The sequence below is a fragment of the Streptomyces sp. NPDC007264 genome (assembly GCF_042869095.1).
In the GTDB taxonomy this organism is placed as follows: domain Bacteria; phylum Actinomycetota; class Actinomycetes; order Streptomycetales; family Streptomycetaceae; genus Streptomyces.
Map to the genome: position 1 here is coordinate 21,022 of NZ_JBIAFD010000015.1, position 20,995 is coordinate 42,016.

Below are 20,995 nucleotides of genomic sequence, written 5' to 3' on the forward strand. Positions count from 1 at the left end.
AATCAGAAATAAGCCCTAATATGGAACAAATCTCTCAAGCGTGATCGAGTGCACCATGTCGGCCGACAGCGTGGCCCTCACCTCGTACCCGTTCGGCGCCGCGAGTCCCGGTGAGGCGCCCGAGCGTGACGACGCGCTGGTCCGCGCCGTCGTCAGGGCCGTGGAGGTGACCGGTGCGCACGCCGGAAGCGTGTTCCTGCTCTCCGACGACGGCCGCTCGTTGGTGCTGAGCGCGGCGTGCGGGGCACCGCCTTCCCTGCTCGGCGGCTGGCGCCGGATCCCGGTGAGCAGCGGTATCCCGGTGGCGGAGGCGTACCGCTCCGGGCGCATGGTCCACCTGGCCGACGCGGAGGAGACCATGCGGCGCTTCCCCGAGCTCTCGGTCGCCGTACCCTACGCGTTCGGCAGCGCCACGGTCCCCGTGCGAGCGGGCGAGCTGTCCATCGGATCGCTGAGCGTGGTGTGGACGCCCAGGCCGGGAGGGGCGGGGCTGCCGAGGACGCGGCGCCGGCAGCTGCACTCCACGGCCGACCGTCTGGGCGCCGCCCTCGCCGCGCTCGGTGTCCGCCGGGCGCTCGGCGAGAGGGAGACGCCTCTGGTGGTTCCCGTGCCCTCCGCGCCGGTGATCCGGGTGGGCCTGTTCGACTGGGACCTCGGCACCGGGACGCTGACCGCCGACGACGAGCTGTGCGCGATCTTCGGGATCCCGCCCCGCGAGTTCGACGGACGAGCGGCCACCCTGGCGGCCCGGATCGAGCCCGCGGACCTGCCCGGCTTCCGTTCGGCCGCCCGCGCCGCGGTCGAGGAGGGCCATGTGCTCGCACACTGCCTGCGCGTACGGGACGGCGGCGACCAGCGCACCGTCGAGCTGTGGGGCCGGGTGCCCGGGGCCCGGGACAGCCCGCGGGCGGCGTCCCATCTGGTGGGCGCCGTGCTCGACTCCGGAAGCGGCCTGGCCGCCGTCGCGGCCATCGAACGGCTCGCGGACGGCTTCTTCGCGCTGTCCACGGACGGACGCGTCGCCTACGCCAACCACAGTCTCGAGGACCTGGCGCAGATCCGCCACGAGGAGCTGCTCGGCAGGTGCCCCTGGGACGTCCTGCCCTGGCTGGCCGACCCCGTCTACGAGGATCGCTTCCGGGCGGCCGTGGTCTCCCAGCGGCCGGTCTCCTTCCTGGTCCGCCGGCCGCCCCACGAGTGGCTCCTCTTCTCGCTCCACCCGGGCGAGCAGGGCATGACGGGATGGGTGGCCCCCATGAGGCAGCCGGTGCCGGCCGGCACCGGGCCGGGGACCCCCGTCGCGCAGGAGGACCGGCCCGTCGTCCTGTCCTCTCCGCCCGCGGCCCCCAGGCTGGGCTCGCTGTACCGCGTGCTGCAGCTGGGCAGCGCCCTCACCAAGGCGGTCACCGCACAGGAGGTGTGCGACGCCGTCGCCGAGCAGATGCTCCCCGCCTTCGGCGGTCAGCGGCTGGCCGTCTTCGTGGTGGAGGAACGGCGCCTGCGCCTGCTCGCGCAGGACCGCTATCCGGAGGACGTACTCGCCCGCTTCGAGGACACTCCGCTGCACGCCCGGCTGCCCGCGACGGATGTCCTGACGTCCGGGGCGCCGCTGTTCGTCGAGTCGCGGCGGCAGCTCTTCGAGAGGTATCCCGGAGTCCCCGCGGGCGACTCCGGGGCGTGGGTCTTCCTGCCGCTGATCGCCTCCAATCGCCCGGTCGGTACCTGCGTCCTCGGTTTCGACGACGCCCACCGGTTCCCCGACGAGGAGCGGGGAGCCCTCACCGCGCTGGGTGGCCTGATCGCGCAGGCCCTCGAACGCGCCCGGCTCTACGACGCCGAGTTCGCCCTCGCCCGCGGCCTGCAGAACGCGCTGCTGCCGCGCCGGCTGCCCACGCTGCCGGGCCTGCGCGTCACCGGGCGCTACCTTCCGGGCACCCGCGGCATGGACATCGGCGGGGACTGGTACGACGTCATCCCCACCGGGGAGGACGTCACGCTGATCGTCGGGGACGTCGAGGGACACAACGTCGCGGCCGCGGCCGCCATGGGTCAGCTGCGCAGTGCGGTACGGGCCTTCGTCACCGCGGGCCACGAACCGGGCGACGTGGTCGCCAGCACCAACCGGCTCCTCCTCGACCTGGACCCGGCTCTCCTCGCCAGCTGCTGTTACGTCCGCCTGCATCCCGGCTCGGGGCTGGCCCGCACGGTCCGCGCGGGCCACTGCCCGCCCCTGCTGCGCCTGCCCGACGGCCACGCCGAGGTCCTGGACCTGCCCGGCGGCCCGCTGCTCGGTGTCGCGGAGTCGGCCGACTACCCGGAGACCGAGGTGCGTCTCCTGCCCGGCTCGATCCTGGCCCTGTACACGGACGGGCTGATCGAGTCGCGGGACGCCGACATCGGCACCGGGATGGACCGGTTGCGGGTCTCGCTGGCCCACACGGGCGAGGAGTGCCTGGAGGACCTCGCGGACGCGCTGCTGCGGGACGCCCACCTCTCCCCCGACCGGGCGGACGACATCGCCCTCCTGCTCACCCAGTACGTTCCGGCCCCGGCCCGCGGACGGTCGCCACGGTGAGGTCCGGCCCCCGCGGACGAAGTCCCGTCCCGGTCAACTCTTCTTGCCGCCTCGGTGGTTGGGCCGCCGGTGCGGCGGCTGCTCCGGCGCCGGGTGCCGCCCGAGCGGCGGGATGCCGCGGCCGGCCGGCTTGTCGGGCTCGAGCGTGAGCGGTTCACCGTGGTGCCGGATCGTCAGCGGCTCTCCCGCCGCCACCGTGTACGTGGCCGCCGTGCGGCCGATGTCCACCCGCAGGCGGCGGCCCAGCAGTTCCAGCGTGAAGGCGAGGCGGCTCAGCCTCTCCGGCAGGCGCGGCGCGAACGCGATCTGCGCCCCGTGGTGGCGCAGGCCGCCGAAGCCCGCGACGAGCGCCATCCACGTACCGGCGAGGGACGCGATGTGCAGGCCGTCACGGGTGTTGTGCTCCAGGTCCTCCAGGTCCATCAGCGCGGCGTCGTGCAGATAGTCGTAGGCGAGCTTGAGATGGCCCGCCTCGGCCGCCAGGACCGCCTGGCAGCAGGCCGACAGGGACGAGTCCCGCACGGTGAGGGGCTCGTAGTAGGCGAAGTTGCGCGCCTTGTGCTCGGCGTCGAAGAAGGGGGCGCAGGTGTACATGGCCAGCACCAGGTCCGCCTGCTTGACCACCTGCTTGCGGTACAGGTCGAAGTAGGGGAAGTGCAGCATGAGCGGGTACTGGTCGGGACGTGTCGCGGCGAAGTCCCAGCGCTGGTAGCGGGTGAACCCGGCGTGCTGTTCGTGCACGCCCAGTTCGGGGTTGTAGGGGACGTGCATCGCCTCGGCGGCGTCGCGCCAGGCCGCGCTCTCCTCGTCGTCGACGCCGAGTTCCTCCGCCCGGCGCGGATGGCGCTCCACGGCGTCGGCTGCGGCCAGCAGGTTCGCGCGGGCCATCAGGTTGGTGTAGGTGTTGTCGTCGGCGACCGCGCTGTACTCGTCCGGGCCCGTGACCCCGTCGATGTGGAAGGCGCCGTGATGGTCGTGGTGGCCCAGCGAACGCCACAACCGGGCCGTCTCCACCAGCAGTTCGACGCCGGTGTCGCGTTCGAAGCGCGTGTCGCCGGTGGCCGCGGTGTAGCGGACGACGGCGTCGGCGATGTCGGCGTTCACATGGAACGCGGCGGTGCCGGCCGGCCAGTACGCCGATCCCTCCGAGCCGACTATGGTCCGCCAGGGGAACGCCGCGCCGCGCAGCCCGAGCTGCACGGCCCGCTCCCGGGCGGCGGGCAGCGTGTTCTGCCGCCAGCGCAGCGCCTCGGCGACCGCGCCGGGCGAGGTGTAGGTGAGCAGGGGCAGCACGAACATCTCGGTGTCCCAGAAGGCGTGCCCGTCGTATCCGGAGCCGGTCAGCCCCTTGGCGGGGATCGCGCGCTGTTCGGCGCGCGCACCGGACTGCAGGACGTGGAAGAGCGCGAAGCGGACCGCCTGCTGGATCTGCTCGTCGCCGTCCACCTCGACGTCCGCGCGCGCCCAGAACTCGTCCAGATACGCCCGCTGTTCGGCGGCCAGCCCGGACCAGCCCACGCTGGTGGCCGCCGCGAGCGCCGCGTCCACCTGGTCGCTGACGGCGGGCAGGGAGCGGGTGCCGGACCAGCCGTGGGAGACGAACTTCCGCAGCCGCAGCCGCTCCCCCGGGGCCAGCACGGAGGCGACGGTGAGGCGGGCGAGGTCGCCGGTCGCCTCGCTCTCGGTCGTGGTCGGTCCGGGTCCCTCGACGACATGGTCGGCCGCGGCGCCGACCCTGAGTCCGCTCTTGCGGGTGCGGTGCACCAGCCGCAGCCGTCCGTTCCCCGCGAAGTGCTGCTCCGCCTCCAGCGGTGCGTCCAGCACCACGGCGGCGCGGGGATCGCCGTCGCGCGACGGGAGTTGCTCGTTGGCCACCAGTTCCGACTGGACGACGATCCGGGCCGGCCTGCCGACGGCCTCCACCTCGTAGTCGACCGCGGCGATCGCGCGCTGGGTGAAGGAGACCAGCCGCGTCGAGCGCACGCGGACGGTCGAACCCGCCGGGGACGTCCACTCGCACGTCCGGGTGAGCAGTCCGGTGCGCAGGTCGAGGACACGCTCGTGGGAGCGCAGCCGGCCGTAGCGCAGGTCGAAGGGTTCGTCGTCCACGAGCAGGCGGATGATCTTGCCGTTGGTGACGTTGATGACGGTCTGCCCGGACTCCGGGTATCCGTATCCCGCCTCCGCGTAGGGCAGCGGATGGATCTCGTGGACGCCGTTGAGATAGGAGCCCGGCAGTCCGTGCGGCTCCCCCTCGTCGAGGTTGCCGCGCCAGCCGACGTGCCCGTTGGCCAGTGCGAACACGGACTCGCTCTGCGGCAGGACGTCCAGTTGCAGTCCCCGCTCGCGCAACGACCAGGGCTCCACGGCGTACGACGTGTGCGTGATCACGCCCACTCCCCCAGCTCCGTGAGGTCGCGTACGACGATGTCGGCGCCGTGCGCGCGCAGCGCGTCGGCCTGACCGACGCGGTCGACGCCGACGACGTACCCGAAGTGCCCCGAGCGTCCCGCGTCCATCCCGGCGAGCGCGTCCTCGAAGACGGCGGCGGTCCTCGCCTCGGCGCCGAGGTCGTGGGCCGCGGCCAGAAAGGTGTCCGGGCGCGGTTTGCCCGGCAGGTCGCGCTCGGCGGCGACGAGCCCGTCGATGCGCACGTCGAAGAGGTGCTCGGCACCGATCGACCGCAGGATGTCGCGGCAGTTGGCGCTGGAGGAGACGACGGCCGTGCGCAGGCCGGCGGCACGCACGGCCTCGATGTAGCGGATCGTGCCGTCGTAGGCGTCGACGCCGCGGGTCCGGATCATCTCCAGGAGCAGTTCGTTCTTGCGGTTGCCGACGCCGTGGACCGTCTCCCGTCCCGGTGGATCGTCGGGGGCGCCCTCGGGCAGACGGATGCCGCGGGATGCCAGGAAGGTGCGTACGCCGTCGGCGCGCGGCCGCCCGTCGACGTACTCGTCGTAGTCGGTGATCTCGTCGAAGGGCCGGTGGGCGGAGCCCTCCCTGCCGCGCAGGAAGTCGTCGAACGTCCGCTTCCACGCGGCCGCGTGGACGACGGCGGTCCGGGTGACGACCCCGTCGAGGTCGAAGAGGCAGACCTGGATGCCGTCGGGCAGACCGAGCTTCGTCATGGGTGTCGCTTCCCCCAAGTCCTCGTCAGGACCGCCGGCTCTGCCTGCCGGTGTGGGCACGGCCGAGCGCGTGCAGGTGTTCCAGGGCGTCGAGGACCACCGTACGGTCGTACCAGGCCAGCCACGCGCCCGCCTCGCCGCCGATGATGTCGAGCACCTTGGTCTGGGCCTCCGTCAGTCCCGGCAGCCGGCGGTCCAGATGGGCGGAGACCATGCCCGCGCACACTCCCGACGCGGTGGTCAGCGGGACACTGTGGCAGGCGAGGCTGCCCTCTCGCAGGATGACCTCGCGGGCCTGCTCGGCGAACACCGGATGGGTCTCCACGTCCTGGACGGTCACCTGGGCGAGGTTGCGCGCGGCCAGCGCGCAGGAGGTGCCCTCCTCCCCGACGTGGGCGAAGTAGTCGACGAACTCCGGGCTGTGGCCGGTGTGCTTCTCCATGCGCAGGCCGCCCTGCGCGCGGTCGGCCGTCTGCACGTTGCCCATGTCCGCGTCGACGACGGCGAGGGTCTGGCTGAGCACCGTGCCGAGCAGGGCGTTCCGGTCGCCGTGGCCGACGCGGCCGGCGCGGTCGAAGGTCAGCCGGGGCGGCGTCCGGCGCACCCGCCGCGGAAACCACAGGGGCTCCCGGGCGTCGGGGCGCGGCAGGACGGTGAGGGCGGTCGCGAGGGTGCGGATCTTGACGTTGTACTGCTGGGAGGCGCGCTGGAGCAGGGCGAACGCGCTCTCGGCGTCCAGCAGCCCGTACCGTTCCCGCAGCAGGCCCTGTGCCTCGGAGATCAGCGGGTGGGTGCGCATCCGGGCCCGCAGCTGCCGGACCTCGGCCCGCAGCCGCTCCACCTCCGAGTCCTCACCCTGCTCCTGCGACCGCGACTCGCTCATACGACGCTGTGGCCCTTCCCGTGTTCCTCGTGCCGCGCGCGGTGGTGCGACGGCGTTCCCTCAGCGCATCTTCCCCGCGCCGCCCCGCCTACACGGGCGCCCGCGGGCGGGCCTCTCGCCATCCGCCGCGGCCTCTGGTCCAATGGCGGGACCCGGCCGGCCGCTGCGGGCCGGCCGCCCACCACCCAGCCGGCGAGCGGTGTCCACGCATGACCTTCGACGACCTCCTGAAGCGGGCCGCGGCCCTGGCGCGCCCCGGTCACCGTGCGATCCTCGGCATCACCGGCGGGCCGGGAGCGGGCAAGACGACGCTCGCCGAGCAGGTGGTGCGGGCCCTCAACGGCGACGGGCCGCCCTGGGCGGCGCACGTCCCGATGGACGGGTTCCACCTGGCCGACGCCGAACTGGAGCGTCTGGGCCGCCGGGACCGCAAGGGCGCGCCCGACACGTTCGACGCGGCCGGGTACGCGGCGCTGCTGCGGCGGCTGCGCGAGGAGAACGCCGAGACCGTGTACGCGCCGGGTTTCCAGCGCGTGCTCGAACAGCCCCTCGCGGGGGCGGTCCCGGTGCCGCCGACGGCCCGGCTGGTCGTGACGGAGGGCAACTACCTGCTGCTCGACTCGGGTGCCTGGGTGCGGGTGCGCCCGCACCTCGACGAGGTGTGGTACTGCGACCTCGACGAGGGGGAACGCATCCGTCGGCTCGTCGCCCGCCACGAGGAGTTCGGCAAGGGGCACGACGCCGCGGTGGCCTGGGTGCTGGGCACGGACCAGCGCAACGCGGATCTGATCGCCACGACGCGGGACCGGGCGGACCTGGTGGTGCCGGCGACGGCCTTTCCACCGGCGGCCGGCGCCCCTGTCCCGGGAGACCGCTGAAGATCTTGCGCACGGTGACGGGTGTGTCGCGTGAGGGGAGCACGCGACACACCCGTACCGCGGTGCGGACACGGAGGCGTACGGCTCAGGGTGAGCGGCCGCCGTACGCGCGCCCCGTGGCCGCGGCCGCACCACTAGAGGGTGGTGCGGGACTCGAGGTCGCGGCGGGTGTCGTTGCCGTACACGCCCGTCTCGTCGCCGCGGATGCCGTACCAGAGCTGGAAGCGGGCGACGGCGGCCGCCAGCGTGGCGTCGTAGCGGCCGTCGGTGGCTCCGTGTTCGTAGACGTCGGGGACGTGCAGCAGACGCTTCTGGAGCTCGGTCACCTCGGGGCCGCTGTCCCCCTCACGGAGCGTGCCGGCGCCGTCGGGGTCGGTGTGCTGCCGCTGGGCGGGGACGCTCCCGGCCGACGGCCCGGGCGGCGGGGGCACGGCGCGGTGGGCGGTGCCGCCGTCCCCCGTCCCCGGCAGGAGGAGCGCGGCGCCGAAGCCGATGAGGGCGGCCGCGGTCACTCCGACCGTGATCGCCGCGCGGCGCAGGGTGAGGCCGTCGTCGGCCTGCCGCCCGCGCCGGCCCGGGGCGTCGGGACGGCGCGGCCCGCGGGCGGGCGGTACGGGGGGCAGTTCCTCCGTCGCGTCCTCGGCGGTCGACGGGGCCACGTGCACCACGATCGGTTCGTAGACCGCGTCCGGGGGGCTCTCGCGCTCGCGCAGTTCCCTCACCAGTTCGGCCAGCGCCTCGGTGCGGCGGCGGCGCATGACATAGGTGGGTTCCAGTACCGGGCGCCGCACCGGCTGGTCCTGCTCGGGCGGTGTCGACACACTGCTCTCCTTCCGTGCCCGCGGTCTCCCGCCATCCCCGGGGAGAGATACGCGGGGGCACGCCGCCCGGTTCACCGGGAATGCCCGCTGCCCGTCACGATCCGGCCACCCGGTGGTGTGCCGGGTCACGGAGGCCGCGGCGGCCGATCGCCGATCGAGCACACACGCCCTGGGTGGCCTCCGTACAATTTGAGGCCGAACGACCGGCCGGCCGCACACACCGGACGGTTCCGCGGAACAGACCGAAGGAGCGCCCGTGTCCGGCCAGCGATCCATCACCGAAGCCGAGAACCTCGCCGCGGCGAAACTCGGCGGCGTCCCGGTCCGGCGGGAGCGGATGGCGGCCGTGGCCAACATCTACCGGGCCGCGTCGGCCGTGCGCCAGCACCTGGAGAACTCCGTCCTGCGGGAGTCGGATCTGACCTGGACGGCGTTCGTCGTCCTGTGGGTGGTGTGGGTGTGGGGCGAGTCGGAGACCCGCCACGTGGCGGAGGAGGCGGGGATCTCCAAGGGGACCCTCACCGGGGTCGCGCGGACCCTGGAGTCCCGGGGCCTGGTGCGGCGCACCGCCCACCCCTCCGACGGCAGGCTGGTCCTGCTCGGTCTCACCGACGGGGGTGAGGAGCTGATGCAGCGGGTGTTCCCCGCCTTCAACGACGAAGAGGCGTTCGTCACGGGGCAGTTGAGCGACGCCGAGTGCCGGTCCCTGGCGGAGGTGCTGCGGCGCGTGGTGCTGCAGGTCGAGGAGCAGGGCGAGGAGCGCCGCCGCGCCCTGCTGAACGGCGCGGAACCGGCCCCCCGCCGCAGCGGACGCCGCCCCAAGGCGTGATGGCGGTTGCGCGGGTCTATCGGTGCGTGCGCGCGGCGCGCACCAGGGCGTCGAACAGCGCCTGCTGGGCGGGGTCCCGGTGCGCGGTGTCCTCGGGGTGCCACTGCACGGCTGTGAACCAGCCCCCGGCGCCCGGGAGTTCGAGCCCCTCGATCGTCCCGTCGGCGGCCGTGGCGGTGACGGCCAGTCCCGTTCCCGGGCGGTCCACCCGCTGGTGGTGGTAGCAGGACGCCTCGGCCTTCTCCGCGCCGAGGGCCCGCTCCAGCAGCGTGCCGCGCGCGATCGACACCGGGTGCACCACGTTGCGGTGCTCGTGCTCGGGTCCGCCCATGTCCTGCTGGAGGGTGCCGCCCAGGCAGACATTGACGACCTGGAGGCCCCGGCAGATCGCCAGCAGCGGCAGACCCGACTCCAGCGCCCGCCGGGCGACCTCGAGGTCGAAGGCGTCCTGGAGGTCGTCCACGTCGTAGACGGAGCCGTGGGTGTCGGCGGCGCCGTAGCGGTGCGGGGCGACATCGCCGCCCCCGGGGAGCAGGACGCCGTCGAAGCGGGCGAGCCGGGCGACGACGTCGGTGTCCGCGGGGTCGGTGGGGTGGACGGCGGCGGGTTCCCCGCCGGCCCGCCACACGGCCTCGGCCAGGGCGCGGGCGGTGACCTCGGCGGCGTACCGCAGCGCGGAGGTGGTCGCCGCGAAGCGGGCGGGGATCGCTATCAGGGGGCGCACGGGGGCAGGGGTCACAGCTGGATCCAGGTGGTCTTGAGCTCGGTGTACTTCTCGAGGGCGTGCGCCGACTTGTCGCGTCCGTTGCCCGACTGCCTCATGCCGCCGAACGGCACGGTCAGGTCGCCCTCCTCGTAGCAGTTGACCCAGACGGTTCCGGCCCTCAGGGCGCGGGAGACCGTGTGGGCGGTGGACAGGTCGGAGGTCCACAGGCCGGCCGCCAGCCCGTACTCGGTGGCGTTCGCGAGCCGCACCGCCTCGTCGAGGTCGTCGAAGGCCAGCACCGACAGGACGGGGCCGAAGATCTCCTCACGGGCCAGCCGCATCGCCGGGTCCACCCGGTCGAAGACGGTGGGCTGCACAAAGCTGCCGCCGGACTCGGCCCGGGTACGGGCGCCGCCGGTGCGCAGCCGGGCGCCCTCGTCGACGCCCGTGGCGACGTGGCCGAGGACGCGGGCGAGGTGGCTCTCGCGGGCCAGGGCGCCCATCTCGGTGGCCGGGTCCAGGGGGTCGCCCACGCGCAGCTGCCGGGCCCTGGCCACGACGGCGTCGGTGACCTCGTCGGCGACGGAGGCGTGCACCAGCAGGCGGGAGGGCGCGGTGCACATCTCGCCCTGGTTGAAGAAGATGCCCCATGCGGCGGTGGCCGCGGCCTTCTCCAGGTCCGGGGCGTCGGGAAGGATGATGTTGGGCGACTTGCCGCCCAGTTCGAGCCAGACCCGCTTGAGGTTGGAGTCGGCGGCGTAGCGCAGGAAGTGGCGGCCGACGGCGGTCGAGCCGGTGAAGGCGAGCACGTCGACGTCCGCGTGGAGGCCGAGGGCGCTTCCCGCGGTCGGGCCGTCACCGGTGACGACGTTGAGCACGCCGGGCGGCAGGCCCGCCTCGGTGCCGATCCGGCCGAGCAGCAGCGCGGACAGCGGCGACCACTCGGACGGTTTCAGGACGACGGTGCAGCCGGCGGCGAGCGCCGGGGCGACCTTCCACGACGCCAGGGTCAGCGGAAAGTTCCACGGCACGACCGCGCCGACCACGCCCGCCGGCTCCCGGGTGATCAGCGCCAGGGAGTCCGGTGCGGTGTGCGGGGACTCGTCGGTGAGCTTGTCGGCCAGTTGTCCGTACCACCGGAAGGTGGTGACGGCGGCGCGCAGTTCGACGGCGTGGGCGTCGGTGAAGGGCTTGCCCATCTCCAGGCTGACGGTCAGGGCCAGCTCCTCGCGCCGCTCCTCGAGCAGGTCGGCGATCCGCAGCAGCACCCGGCCGCGGTCGGCGGGCGCCAGGCGCGGCCACGGTCCGGAGTCGAAGGCGCGGCGCGCGGCGGCGACGGCGAGGTCGACCTCGGCCCGCCCCGCGTCGGCGACCTCGGCCAGGACCCGGCCGTCGCGCGGTGAGACGACCGCGAACGAGGCGCCGCCCCCGGCTTCGTCGCCCCCGTCGATGTGGTGGTGCACGGGCGGCTCGAGGGCCTTGGCCCGGGCCAGCAGTTCGTCGTGGGTGAGGTCCGGCATGGTGTTCCTCGTGTCGGGTTCGCAGGGGAGGGGGCCGGCCCCGGGGGGGGGAGCCGGCCCCGTGGAGGTGCCGGTCAGCGGGCGGCGGACCGGGCGTGGACGAGCCGTGCGGCCGCGGCTCCCGTGAGCAGCACCGCGGGCACGCTGAGGGCGAGCCAGGTGGCGGTGCTCGCCTCGCCGCCGATCAGGGTGGTGAAGTTGGCGAGGATCAGCCAGATCGCGCCCGCGATGCCGAGGGCGCCGAGGGCGGGTGCGATCACGGTGTTCCAGAGCCGGGTGTCCAGACGCTCGCGCCGGAAGAAGACGATCACGGAGGCGCAGGTCAGGAAGTACAGGAGCATGCAGGCGAGGACGCCGACACCGCTGAACCAGGAGAAGAGCGTGAGGACCGGGTCCTTGCCCGTGAGCGCGAACGGCATGACGAGGAGGACCGCGATCGCGGTCTGCACGAGGCCCGCCGCCCAGGGCGAGTGGCGCCGGTTGAGCGACCGCAGCCCGCGGGGCAGCAGCCCTTCGCGGCTGAGGGAGAACAGATAGCGGTTGGCGGAGTTGTGGAAGGCGAGAACGCCCGCGAAGAGGGAGGTACCGAGCAGGACGGGCAGCACGTCGTCGACCCAGCCGCCGAACTGGGCCGCGATGGGCGCGAAGACGAAGACCGTGGAGTCGCCGCCGGCCAGCGCCCTGCCGGCCGCCCCGGTGACGTGCGAGGCTCCGTACGCGGAGACGAGCATCCACGACGTGAAGGCGAAGAACCCGGTGACGACGACGACCGACAGATAGGTGGCCCTGGGCACGGTTCTGCGCGGGTCGCGGGCCTCCTCGCCGTAGATGGCGGTGGCCTCGAAGCCGAACATCGACGCCACGGCGAACATCAGCGCCACACCCGGCGCGCCCTGCAGCACCGCGCTCGGCGAGAAGGTGCTGGCGGCTCCGAGCCCCTCGGGCCCACCGCCCTTGACGAAGGTGACCAGGGCGAAGGCGAGCAGGATGGTGAACTCGGCCAGGACGAACACCGCGAGCACCTTGGCGCCGATCTCGATGCCGGCGGCGCCGAGCACCTGCACCACGGCCATGGTCACCAGCGCCCAGACCCACCAGGCCAGGTGCACACCCGCGTAGTGGGCCACCAGACCGCTCACGGTCGCGCCGTACAGTCCGTACATCGCGGCCTGGACCGCGCAGTAGGCCAGCAGCGCGACGGCCGCGCTGCCGCTGCCCGTCGTCCGCCCGAGGCCCTTGCCGATGTAGGCGTAGAAGGCGCCCGCGTCCACCACGTGCCGGCCCATGGCCACGAAACCCACCGAGAACAGCAGGATCACCGCGCCGGTGATGGCGTACGCGGCCGGGGCGCCGGGACCGTTGCCGAGGGCGACGGCGATGGGCACGGCGCCCGCGATGCCGGTGAGCGGCGCCTGGGCGGACAGGACGAAGAAGAGGATGCCCAGGACACCCAGGGCGTTGCGCTTGAGGGATCCCGCGGTGCGGGGGTCCTGTCCGGTCCGTGGTGCTGCGTCGACCGTCTGACTGTCCACTCGGATCACCTGCTGAGGAGGAGGGAGGATTTCGTTAGGAGCCAAACGAGTTGCCCTATCGTGAGCTGGAACTATCCATCTGGCAAGGGGGTGGGACCACCGAATCGGCGGGATTCCGTATTTATTACGGAGCTGAGACCTGAACGACATCCGGTCCGCCCGCACGCCCTCCCCTCACGGGCCGCCGTCGCTCCTGACATGCGAAAACCCCCGCCGCGCAGACGACGGGGGCGACGGCGCGACCGGTCAGTCGCCCGTCTCGGGAGCCCGTTCGCCCAGTCTCCGCAGCAGCGACCGCAGCTCGGTGAGCGCCGCCTCGGTGTCCTCCCGGTCGCCGATCCCGGTCAGGTGGTACAGGACGAGCCCGTCCAGCGCGGCGAAGACCAGCCGGCACAGGGCGGGGTCGGCGTCCTTCGGGAGGATCCGGGACAGCTCGCGTCGGGTGGCGCCGAAGTACTCGTCGTACAGGGCGCGCACCTGGGTCAGCAGCCGCGGTCGGCGCCGTGCCTCGAGCAGCAGCTCGTACTGGAATGCCTGGCTGTCCGGGTCGCTGTCGACCATGTGGGACAGCCCGGTGGCGAAGTCCTCCGGGCGGCCGGTGCCGGGTTCGATCAGACTGCTGCTGAGACTGGTGCGCACGGAGTACGCCAGTGCCTCCTCGATCAGCGCGTCGCGCGAGCCGAAGTGGTGCACGACCAGCCCGTGCGTGACACCCGCCTCCTCGGCGACGGCCCGATAGGTCAGATGGCGCAGCCCGCGCCGCCCCACGACCCGCACCGCCGCCTTCAGCAGGGCTTCGCGCCCCTCCCCGTACCCCAGCCGCCTGCGGCCCCCGGGGCCGGGCTGCGAGGCCTCGGTGGATTCCGTCATGCCGGCGACCCTACCCGGCGCTCGCCGGGCGGCGCAGGGCGCCGGTGTGCACCGCCCCACGGGGTGCCTCAGCGCCGCGGCGGGCGGATGCCGCGGAACTCCCAGTCGCCGCCGAGCGCCGTGGACACGACCTCCTCCGACTCGGTGGGCTGGGCGCCGACGTCGGCGCGGACGGGGACCGGACCGGTGACGATGCGGTTGGTGAGCCGGCCCAGGCCCTCGACCTCGACCTCGACCACGTCGCCCGGCCGGACGGGGCGGGAATTGGCCGGGGTGCCGGAGAGGAGGACGTCCCCGGGGTACAGGGTGATGGTGCGGGCGATGTCGGCCACGAGGTAGTGCATGTCCCACTGCATCTCGTCGGTGGAACCGTCCTGGACGACCTCGCCGTTGACGTACGTGCGCAGCCGCTTGCCCTGGAAGTCCCAGCCGGTGACCAGGCCGGGGCCGAGCGGGCAGAGGGTGTCGGAGCCCTTCACCCGGAGCATGGAGCCGGCGTCGGTGTCGCGGAAGTCGTGCAGACCGTAGTCGTTGGCGACGGTGTAGCCCGCGATGTACTCCCCCGCCTCGCCCGGGGAGATGTTGCGGGCCGTCCTGCCGATCACGACGGCGACCTCGCCCTCGTAGTTGAGCCACCTGCAGCCCTCGGGGCGGACGACCGCGCCCTTGTGGGAGTTCAGCGCCGAGGTCGGCTTGTGGAAGTACGTGGGGGTGGCGGGCAGGTCGATCCCGAACTCCTCCACGCGGCTGCGGTGGTTGAGGTGGACGGCGATCACCTTGGAGGGCACGACCGGCGGCAGGTGCCGGGCCTCGTCGGCCTTGACGCGGCGGCCGTCGGCGGCGACGAGTTCGTCGCCCTCGACGGTGACCTGGACGACCGCCCCGTCGAGGAGGATGCGGCGGTACTCGGGCATGTCAGGCTCCCAGGGGGCGGTGGGGGGCGGGGGACGTCGGCAGACCGGTGCCGGTCCAGCCGTCGGCGGGCCGGTCGAACCACAGGTGGACCTGGCCGGTGCCGATGGAGTTCTCGTACTCGCCGTACTGGCGGGCCGTCGCGGCGCAGGAGTGCTCGCCGAGGGCGCCGGCCATCATCAGGTAGTGGCAGAACCGGGCCTCCGGCTTGAACTTCCAGAACTCGTCCATGGTGTCGAGGACCTTGTCGTGACGGCCCTCCGTGAACCAGGCGATGCGCTCCAGGTCCGCCTCGCGGGCCTCGGGCGTGAAGATGTGGACCGGGTCGCTGGCCTCGTGGTCGCGCAGCTCGCGCAGCGGCCAGAAGGTGTGCGACAGCGCGCCGGAGGCGACCAGGATCACCCGCCGGCCCGGGACGGCCGCGATCCCGTCCGCGAGGGCGCGGCCGAGGCGGAGATGGTCCTCCATGTCACCGGTCTGGCACACGCCGATGGTCACCCACCGCTTGTCGGGCAGTCCCTCGCCGAGGAACTTCCACAGGTTGATGGTGGCGTAGTACACGGGCAGGTACTCGTCGTCGACGGCGGTGATGTACGTGCCGTGCCGGTCGGCGAACGAGGCGATGCTGTGGGCCAGTTCGGGATCGCCGGGGTATTCGTAGGGCATGCGGCACATGCCGCGCGGCAGTTCCTCGGAGGTGAACAGACCGGCGCGCCGGTGCTGCGCGGTGACGACGAACTCGACGGTGGTCGCCCAGTGCGAGTCCAGGACGACCACGGTGTCGTAGTCGTCGCGTTCGAAGACGTCCCTGCGCAGCTGCCTCAGGCCGGTGACGAGGGTGATCTCCTTCCCCTCGTTCAGCTCCAGGCGGTCCGGCTCGGGCAGCACGATGGTGGGGACGTGCGCGAGCAGGCCCGCCCCGACGATCTCACCCATGGTCCTTCCATCCCTTCGGAGCGGTGACGGTGTTCTTCAGGTCGCAGTAGAAGTCGAAGCTCCAGGTGCCGCCCTCGCGGCCGACGCCGGAGTGCCGGGAGCCGCCGAAGGGCGCCCGGAGGTCGCGGACGAAGAAGCAGTTGACCCAGACGGTCCCCGCGACGAGCCGCGCGCTGACGCGTTCGGCGCGCTCGGGGTCACCGGTGGCGACGGTGGCGGCGAGGCCGAAGCGGGTGTCGTCGGCGAGGCGGACGGCTTCGTCCTCGGTGGTGAAGGTCTGGAGGGTGAGGACCGGCCCGAACACCTCCTCCTGCACGATCTCCGAGTCCTGTGCGACGTCGGTGAGGAGGGTCGGCGCGTAGTACTGCCCGTCCTTGCGGTGGCCGCCGATGACCGCGCGGGCCCCGTCCGCGACGGCCCGCCGCACGAAGCCGTCGATCTTCTCCAGCTGGCGGGGGTGGATGACGGGTCCGATGTCGGTGGCCTCGTCGCGTGGGTCGCCTTGCCTGAGCGCGCCGGCCTTGTCCACGAACCGGCGGGTGAACTCCTCGGCGACCGGCTCCTCGACCAGGATGCGGGTGGCGGCCAGGCACACCTGCCCGGCGTTGTCGTACTGCTCCACGGCGAGGTCGACGGCGAGGTCCAGGTCGGCGTCGGCGAACACCAGGAGGGGCGACTTGCCGCCGAGTTCGAGGCTGAGGGGGGTGAGGTTGGCGGCCGCCGACGCCGCGATGCGCCGGGCGGTCGGCACGGAGCCGGTGAAGCTGATCCGGCGCACGTCCGGGTGCGCCACGAGGGCGCTGCCCGCTTCGGCGCCGTAGCCCTGCACGACGTTGAGGACGCCGGCGGGCAGACCGGCCTCGGCGGCGATGTCGGCCAGCAGCGAGGCCGTCAGCGGGGACCACTCGGCGGGCTTGAGGACCACGGTGTTCCCGGCGGCCAGGGCCGGGGCGACCTTCCAGGTGGCCAGCATCAGCGGGGCGTTCCACGGCGTGATCAGCGCACAGGGCCCGGCCGGGTCCCAGCTGACGTGGTTGGTGTGGCCGCGGGTCGGGAAGTCCTCGTGGTCCAGCGTCAGCAGCCGGTCGGCGAAGAAGCGGAAGTTGTGGGCGACGCGCGGCATCACGCCCCGGCGGTGGGAGCGCAGCAGCGCGCCGTTGTCGGTGGTCTCGACGATCGCCAGGTCCTCGAGACGCTTGTCGACGCCGTCGGCGACGGCGTGCAGGAGACGGGCGCGTTCGGCACGGGGGGTGGCGGCCCAGCCGGGGAAGGCGGCCTTCGCGGCGGCGACGGCGGCCGCGGCCTCGATCGCGGTGCCCCGGGAGACCTCCCCGAGGACGCTCTGGTCGATCGGCGAGACATCGGTGAACGTCTCGGGGGAGGCGACGCGTTCACCGCCGATCCAGTGCCGGGTGTCGACCGCGACTCCGGCGACGGTGAGGGTGTGGTCGGTCATGTCCGGTCTCCAAGTCCTTCGGTTCGGTGTCACTCGGCGCCCGAGGTGCCGGACTCCAGCAGTCGCCCGCCGTCCCAGACCACGCCGACCTGGCGGTAGTACGCGGCGATCGGCTCACGGACCTCCAGCCGGGCCAGTTCCTCGGTGGGCGCCTCGAACAGCTCCAGGTCGGCGTCGCCGCGCCATGCCGGTCCCGCCTCGAAGGAGGCGGCGCCGGACTCGATCAACTCGTCCAGGGCCGGTCCCCCGCCCTTCTCGACGGAGGGCAGCCAGCGGTGGTGGGCCATGGGGTGGCCGTTGACGAAGCCGTTCGTCCGGGACGGCTCGCGCAGGGTGACCACCGCCTGGGCGAGGCGCCGGTCGGCGGCGGCGAGCGTCGCGCCGAACCGGGCGCCCGCCTCGATCCGCGGCGCGGGCCCGTACGGGTGCGGGCGGGTCTGGTGGATCGAGCCCAGCTTCTTCGGGTAGCCCTGGTGCAGCCCCCGGGCGATCGCGAAGTCCTTGTCGACCCAGATGAAGACGCAGCGGGAGTAGGTACGGCCCCGGTACGTGCAGCGGACGACGGCGAACGCCTCCTTGTACTGGGCGCGCACCGGGTCCAGCAGTTCCTCTCCCGAGGCGCCGCAGGACTGCCAGTCGGCCCAGATCAGGGCCACGGCGCCGGGGTCGTCCTCGGCCGACTCCAGCGGGGCGGGCAGCAGTTCGCGTACCCGGTCGGGGTCGGTGCGGTACTCGACGGTCAGCAGGTCGCCGGAGTACCGCCAGGGCGGGGAGGGGATCAGCGACGAGGCGCCGGTGGCCGTCTTGGGGGTGAAGAAACCGCGGACGGTGGTCATGGCGGGATTTCCTTAGGCGGTGAGGGCGGGCTGCTGGAGCAGTTCGGCGCGGTAGCGGGCCGCGGCGGACACGGCGGACCGGCCGCCGAGGGCCACGACGCCGGCCAGCAGGCCGTCGCGGTGGTAGCCGACGAGGACGTCCCCGTCCGGGGCGCCGTCCAGGATCCGCACGTCGTCCCTGCCGAGCGCCGGAGCGCCGAAGGACTGGAGGCGGAACTCGTGCTGGTCGCTCCAGAACGTGGGCAGCGGCGCGAACGGCGCCGGCTCGGCGTCGGCGCCGGTGAGACGGGCGACGAGCACCTTCGCGGCGTGTCTGGCGCTGTCCGTGGGTATGCACCAGTGCTCGACGCGGCGCGGCACGTGGTCGTACCGGGCGTTGGGGAACCGCGCGACGTCGCCCACGGCGACCACGTCGGGGCGTCCACCGGCCCGCAGATGCTCGTCGGTGAGGACGCCGTCGCTCAGGTCGAGCCCGTTGCCCTCCAGCCACTCGGTGTTGGCGACCGAGCCCACCGACTCCACCACCACGTCCGCGGCCAGCACCCTTCCGTCGCTCAGCACGACGCCCGTGACCCGGTCCTCGCCCCGGAAGCCGGACACGCCCGCGCCGAGCGCGAAGCGCACCCCGCGCTTCTCGTGCCGCTCCAGCAGGGCACGCGCGAGGAGTTCGCCGAGGGGGCCCACCATCGGCAGGGGCAGCGGGTCGACGACGGTCACCTCGGCCGCCCCGAGGCCGACCGCGGTGGCGGCGACCTCGCAGCCGATGAAACCGCCGCCCACCACGACCACCCGCGCCCCCGGCCGGGTCAGTGCCGCGCGCAGGCCCTGGGCGTCGTCGATCGTGCGGACGGTGTGCCGGCCCGCGAGCGGTCCCGGGCAGCGCAGCCGTCGGGGGCGCATGCCGGTGGCGACGACGAGGCCGTGGTACGAGAGGGTCTCGCCGTCGTCGAGTGCGACGGTCCGCTCGGCGAGGCGGGCCGCGACGGCCTTCCTGCCGAGGCGCCACTCCACGTCGCCCACGCTCGCGCGGGGCCGGAAGGCCAGGGACGAGAAGGGCGCCTTCCCGGCCAGCACCTCCTTGGAGAGCGGGGGCCGGTTGTAGGGCATGTGGGGCTCCTCGCCGACGACCGTGATCGCCCCGGTCCAGCCGGCGGAGCGCAGGTGTTCGGCGGCCCGCAGACCCGCCATGGAGGCGCCGACCACGAGGATGCGGGGGCTCACGTCAGCCCTCGATCCGGATGGCCTGCAGCGGGCAGACGTCGGCGGCCTCCTCGACCGTCTCGCGCAGCGCGTCGTCGGGCTCGGCGACATAGGCCAGCCGGCCGTCGTCGTCGAACCGGAAGACGTCGGGCGCCGCGAAGACGCACTGGCCGTGGTCCTGGCACTTGTTCATGTCGACGACGACCTTCATGGCCGTTCCTCCTGGGAGTGAGGGCGCCTGAGCGGGGAGGGGAAGAAAGAGGGGCCCGGCTGCGGGCCGGGCCCCGGCCACGGGGGCGCGGACCGGATGGCCGAACCCCCGACTCGTTTGGCTTCAAACAACATAGGAAGCCGTCACACCCGGGTCAATAGCTATCCGGATGGATAATTTTTTCGGCCGTACTCTTGCGGGAAAGCCCCCGCCTTCCTAGCGTTTGGCGTCAAACGACTGCGCCGTGGCTGCCGCCCAGCCCCGCATCCGACGCCCACCCCTGCCCCGGGCCCGCGAGACCGCAGGGCGTCGTCACCCCCTCATCCCCCGCTCGAGGAGACATCGGTGAGCGCACCCGACAACCCATCCGTCCGCCGGCATCTGGACCGGCTCACCGCCGAGGGCATCGACGTGGTCCGGGTGACCTACCCCGACCTCCTCGGCACCGACCGCGCCCGCGACGTCCTGCTGGACCACCTGCCCGCGGCCTGCGAGCACGGGCTCGCCTTCTGCCGGGCCGTCTACCACACCACCCCGCGCGGCGACGTGGTCCCGGTGGCGGGCGGCCTGGAGGCGGGCCTGCCCGACATCACCGTACGACCGGACCTGGACACGCTCGCCGCACTGCCCTGGGAGCCCGGCGTGGCCTCCTGCCTGGGCGACGTCACGGACCCGGCCACCGGGCTGCCCGCCCCCGAGTCGCCCCGCGACCTGCTGCGCGGGGTCCTCGCCCGGTGCGCCGAACACGGGCTGCGGCCGGTGGTCGGACCGGAGCTGGAGTACTTCCTGTGCGACCCGGCGCCCGACGCGCCGCAGGGCTGGCGCCGCTACAGCCACCACCCGGGCAACGTCTACACCGCCGGGCTGCGGGCCGACCCCGACAACCACCTGCTGCGGGTCCTGCGGCCGCTGCGCGACCTCGGCGTCGGTGTCAGCAGCGGCAACCACGAGTTCGACAGCGCCCAGTTCGAGATCAACCTCACCCACTCCGACGCCATGGACGCCGCCGACCGGTCCTTCCGCTTCAAGGCGGCCGTCAAGGAACTGGCACGCAAGGAGGGCAGGCTGGCCACCTTCATGGCGAAGCCCTTCAACGACGCCGGCGGCTCGGGCTTCCACCTCCATCTGTCCTGCCGGGACCAGGACGGGCGCAACCTCTTCGACGACCCCGCGGGCGCCCACGGCCTGTCCGCCACGGCGCGCCACGCGATCGCCGGCGTCCTCGCCCACGCCCCGGCGCTCGCGGCTCTGGCGAACCCGACCGTCAACTCCTACAAGCGGTTCGGGCCCGACACCCTGGCACCCTGGCTCGTCGACTGGGGCCTGGACAACCGCAGCGCCATGGTCCGCGTCCCGCCCGAGCGCGGCGGCGGAGCGCGCCTGGAACTGCGGCTCGGCGACGCCAGCGCCAACCCGTACCTGCTGATCGCCGGGGCCTGCGCGGCCGCGCTGCTCGGCGTGCTGGCGGGCGAGGAACCGCCGGCCGCGCTGGAGGGCTACGGCTACGACACCACCCGGTCCGCCATGCTGCCCATGAGCCTGTCCGCGGCGCTCGACGCGCTGGAGGCGGACACCGCCCTCACCGACATCCTCGGCAAGGGGTTCACCACTTCCTTCCTTTCCTACAAGCGGGACGAGGTCGAGCGTTTCGGACGGCACGTCACCGACTGGGAGTTCACCGAGTACGCCCACCACCTGTGAT

18 protein-coding genes are annotated in these 20,995 nt (G+C 73.4%); 4 read left to right on the plus strand and 14 right to left on the minus strand.

The features are described from left to right. Positions 1 to 40: 40 nt before the first annotated feature. Positions 41 to 2,575, plus strand: a complete 2,535-nt coding sequence (locus ACFYMU_RS24180) for a SpoIIE family protein phosphatase (RefSeq protein ID WP_388376739.1) — start codon at positions 41 to 43, stop codon at positions 2,573 to 2,575. Positions 2,576 to 2,608: 33 nt separating this feature from the next. Here ACFYMU_RS24180 and ACFYMU_RS24185 read toward each other — a convergent pair whose 3' ends face one another. The 3 genes from ACFYMU_RS24185 to ACFYMU_RS24195 are packed head-to-tail and all read right to left on the minus strand — an operon-like array spanning position 2,609 to position 6,586. Further along, positions 2,609 to 4,966, minus strand: a complete 2,358-nt coding sequence (locus ACFYMU_RS24185) for a glycoside hydrolase family 65 protein (protein WP_388376742.1) — start codon at positions 4,964 to 4,966, stop codon at positions 2,609 to 2,611. Beyond that, a complete protein-coding gene (locus ACFYMU_RS24190) occupies positions 4,963 to 5,703 on the minus strand; it encodes an HAD family hydrolase (RefSeq protein WP_388376745.1) in 741 nt (246 codons plus the stop codon). Before ACFYMU_RS24190 ends, ACFYMU_RS24185 begins: the two co-directional genes overlap by 4 nt. Before the next feature lie 25 nt (positions 5,704 to 5,728). After that, positions 5,729 to 6,586, minus strand: coding sequence for an ANTAR domain-containing protein (locus ACFYMU_RS24195; protein WP_388376748.1), 858 nt, complete (start codon positions 6,584 to 6,586; stop codon positions 5,729 to 5,731). A gap of 209 nt (positions 6,587 to 6,795) precedes the next feature. On the opposite strand from ACFYMU_RS24195, the gene ACFYMU_RS24200 reads away from it, so the two are divergent. Continuing rightward, entirely contained in the window at positions 6,796 to 7,464 is a 669-nt protein-coding gene (locus ACFYMU_RS24200) for a nucleoside/nucleotide kinase family protein (protein WP_388376751.1), read from the plus strand. Positions 7,465 to 7,598: 134 nt separating this feature from the next. Here the strand turns inward: ACFYMU_RS24200 and ACFYMU_RS24205 are convergent, their stop codons facing one another. Further along, positions 7,599 to 8,285: a peptidoglycan-binding protein gene (locus ACFYMU_RS24205; RefSeq protein ID WP_388376754.1), complete on the minus strand. Its 687-nt coding sequence runs from the start codon at positions 8,283 to 8,285 to the stop codon at positions 7,599 to 7,601. 256 nt (positions 8,286 to 8,541) lie between these two features. Here ACFYMU_RS24205 and ACFYMU_RS24210 point away from each other — a divergent pair, with 256 nt between their 5' ends. Beyond that, on the plus strand, positions 8,542 to 9,114 hold the full coding sequence (locus ACFYMU_RS24210; protein WP_388376757.1) for a MarR family winged helix-turn-helix transcriptional regulator: 573 nt from the start codon (positions 8,542 to 8,544) through the stop codon (positions 9,112 to 9,114). Between the two features lie 16 nt (positions 9,115 to 9,130). Here ACFYMU_RS24210 and ACFYMU_RS24215 read toward each other — a convergent pair whose 3' ends face one another. From ACFYMU_RS24215 to ACFYMU_RS24260, 10 genes are all read right to left on the minus strand, one after another. Beyond that, a complete protein-coding gene (locus ACFYMU_RS24215; protein ID WP_388376760.1) occupies positions 9,131 to 9,853 on the minus strand; it encodes a gamma-glutamyl-gamma-aminobutyrate hydrolase family protein in 723 nt (240 codons plus the stop codon). Further along, positions 9,850 to 11,340 (minus strand): aldehyde dehydrogenase, encoded by a 1,491-nt coding sequence (locus tag ACFYMU_RS24220; protein ID WP_388376763.1) that lies wholly within the window; start codon positions 11,338 to 11,340, stop codon positions 9,850 to 9,852. Before ACFYMU_RS24220 ends, ACFYMU_RS24215 begins: the two co-directional genes overlap by 4 nt. A 74-nt stretch (positions 11,341 to 11,414) precedes the next feature. Further along, on the minus strand, positions 11,415 to 12,872 hold the full coding sequence (locus ACFYMU_RS24225; protein WP_388376766.1) for an APC family permease: 1,458 nt from the start codon (positions 12,870 to 12,872) through the stop codon (positions 11,415 to 11,417). A 246-nt stretch (positions 12,873 to 13,118) separates the two neighbouring features. Further along, positions 13,119 to 13,742: a TetR/AcrR family transcriptional regulator gene (locus ACFYMU_RS24230; RefSeq protein ID WP_388376769.1), complete on the minus strand. Its 624-nt coding sequence runs from the start codon at positions 13,740 to 13,742 to the stop codon at positions 13,119 to 13,121. Positions 13,743 to 13,810: 68 nt separating this feature from the next. Beyond that, positions 13,811 to 14,656 (minus strand): fumarylacetoacetate hydrolase family protein, encoded by an 846-nt coding sequence (locus ACFYMU_RS24235; RefSeq protein ID WP_388376771.1) that lies wholly within the window; start codon positions 14,654 to 14,656, stop codon positions 13,811 to 13,813. 1 nt (position 14,657) lies between these two features. Beyond that, a complete protein-coding gene (locus ACFYMU_RS24240; RefSeq protein ID WP_388376774.1) occupies positions 14,658 to 15,590 on the minus strand; it encodes a 3,4-dihydroxyphenylacetate 2,3-dioxygenase in 933 nt (310 codons plus the stop codon). Continuing rightward, complete coding sequence (locus ACFYMU_RS24245) at positions 15,583 to 17,046, minus strand: aldehyde dehydrogenase (protein WP_388376777.1); 1,464 nt, start codon at positions 17,044 to 17,046, stop codon at positions 15,583 to 15,585. Before ACFYMU_RS24245 ends, ACFYMU_RS24240 begins: the two co-directional genes overlap by 8 nt. A 29-nt stretch (positions 17,047 to 17,075) precedes the next feature. Further along, positions 17,076 to 17,882 carry an acetoacetate decarboxylase family protein gene (locus ACFYMU_RS24250; protein ID WP_388376780.1) on the minus strand — a complete coding sequence of 269 codons (807 nt, stop codon included), beginning with the start codon at positions 17,880 to 17,882 and terminating at the stop codon, positions 17,076 to 17,078. 12 nt (positions 17,883 to 17,894) lie between these two features. After that, positions 17,895 to 19,091, minus strand: a complete 1,197-nt coding sequence (locus tag ACFYMU_RS24255) for an NAD(P)/FAD-dependent oxidoreductase (RefSeq protein ID WP_388377114.1) — start codon at positions 19,089 to 19,091, stop codon at positions 17,895 to 17,897. A 13-nt stretch (positions 19,092 to 19,104) separates the two neighbouring features. Next, on the minus strand, positions 19,105 to 19,293 hold the full coding sequence (locus tag ACFYMU_RS24260) for a ferredoxin (RefSeq protein WP_388376783.1): 189 nt from the start codon (positions 19,291 to 19,293) through the stop codon (positions 19,105 to 19,107). Positions 19,294 to 19,638: 345 nt separating this feature from the next. Between ACFYMU_RS24260 and ACFYMU_RS24265 the strand changes: the two genes are divergently transcribed. Beyond that, the gene (locus tag ACFYMU_RS24265) at positions 19,639 to 20,994 is read left to right on the plus strand and encodes a glutamine synthetase family protein (RefSeq protein WP_388376786.1); all 1,356 of its coding nucleotides are present in this window, start codon (positions 19,639 to 19,641) and stop codon (positions 20,992 to 20,994) included. Position 20,995: the final 1 nt, after the last annotated feature.

Coding starts and splice junctions, on each gene's coding strand:
- ACFYMU_RS24190 (WP_388376745.1), bottom strand. CDS start 5,703: ATGACGAAGCTCGGTCTGCCCGACGGCATCCAGGTCTGCCTCTTCGAC.
- ACFYMU_RS24230 (WP_388376769.1), bottom strand. CDS start 13,742: ATGACGGAATCCACCGAGGCCTCGCAGCCCGGCCCCGGGGGCCGCAGG.
- ACFYMU_RS24240 (WP_388376774.1), bottom strand. CDS start 15,590: ATGGGTGAGATCGTCGGGGCGGGCCTGCTCGCGCACGTCCCCACCATC.
- ACFYMU_RS24220 (WP_388376763.1), bottom strand. CDS start 11,340: ATGCCGGACCTCACCCACGACGAACTGCTGGCCCGGGCCAAGGCCCTC.
- ACFYMU_RS24200 (WP_388376751.1), top strand. CDS start 6,796: ATGACCTTCGACGACCTCCTGAAGCGGGCCGCGGCCCTGGCGCGCCCC.
- ACFYMU_RS24260 (WP_388376783.1), bottom strand. CDS start 19,293: ATGAAGGTCGTCGTCGACATGAACAAGTGCCAGGACCACGGCCAGTGC.
- ACFYMU_RS24250 (WP_388376780.1), bottom strand. CDS start 17,882: ATGACCACCGTCCGCGGTTTCTTCACCCCCAAGACGGCCACCGGCGCC.
- ACFYMU_RS24195 (WP_388376748.1), bottom strand. CDS start 6,586: ATGAGCGAGTCGCGGTCGCAGGAGCAGGGTGAGGACTCGGAGGTGGAG.
- ACFYMU_RS24245 (WP_388376777.1), bottom strand. CDS start 17,046: ATGACCGACCACACCCTCACCGTCGCCGGAGTCGCGGTCGACACCCGG.
- ACFYMU_RS24235 (WP_388376771.1), bottom strand. CDS start 14,656: ATGCCCGAGTACCGCCGCATCCTCCTCGACGGGGCGGTCGTCCAGGTC.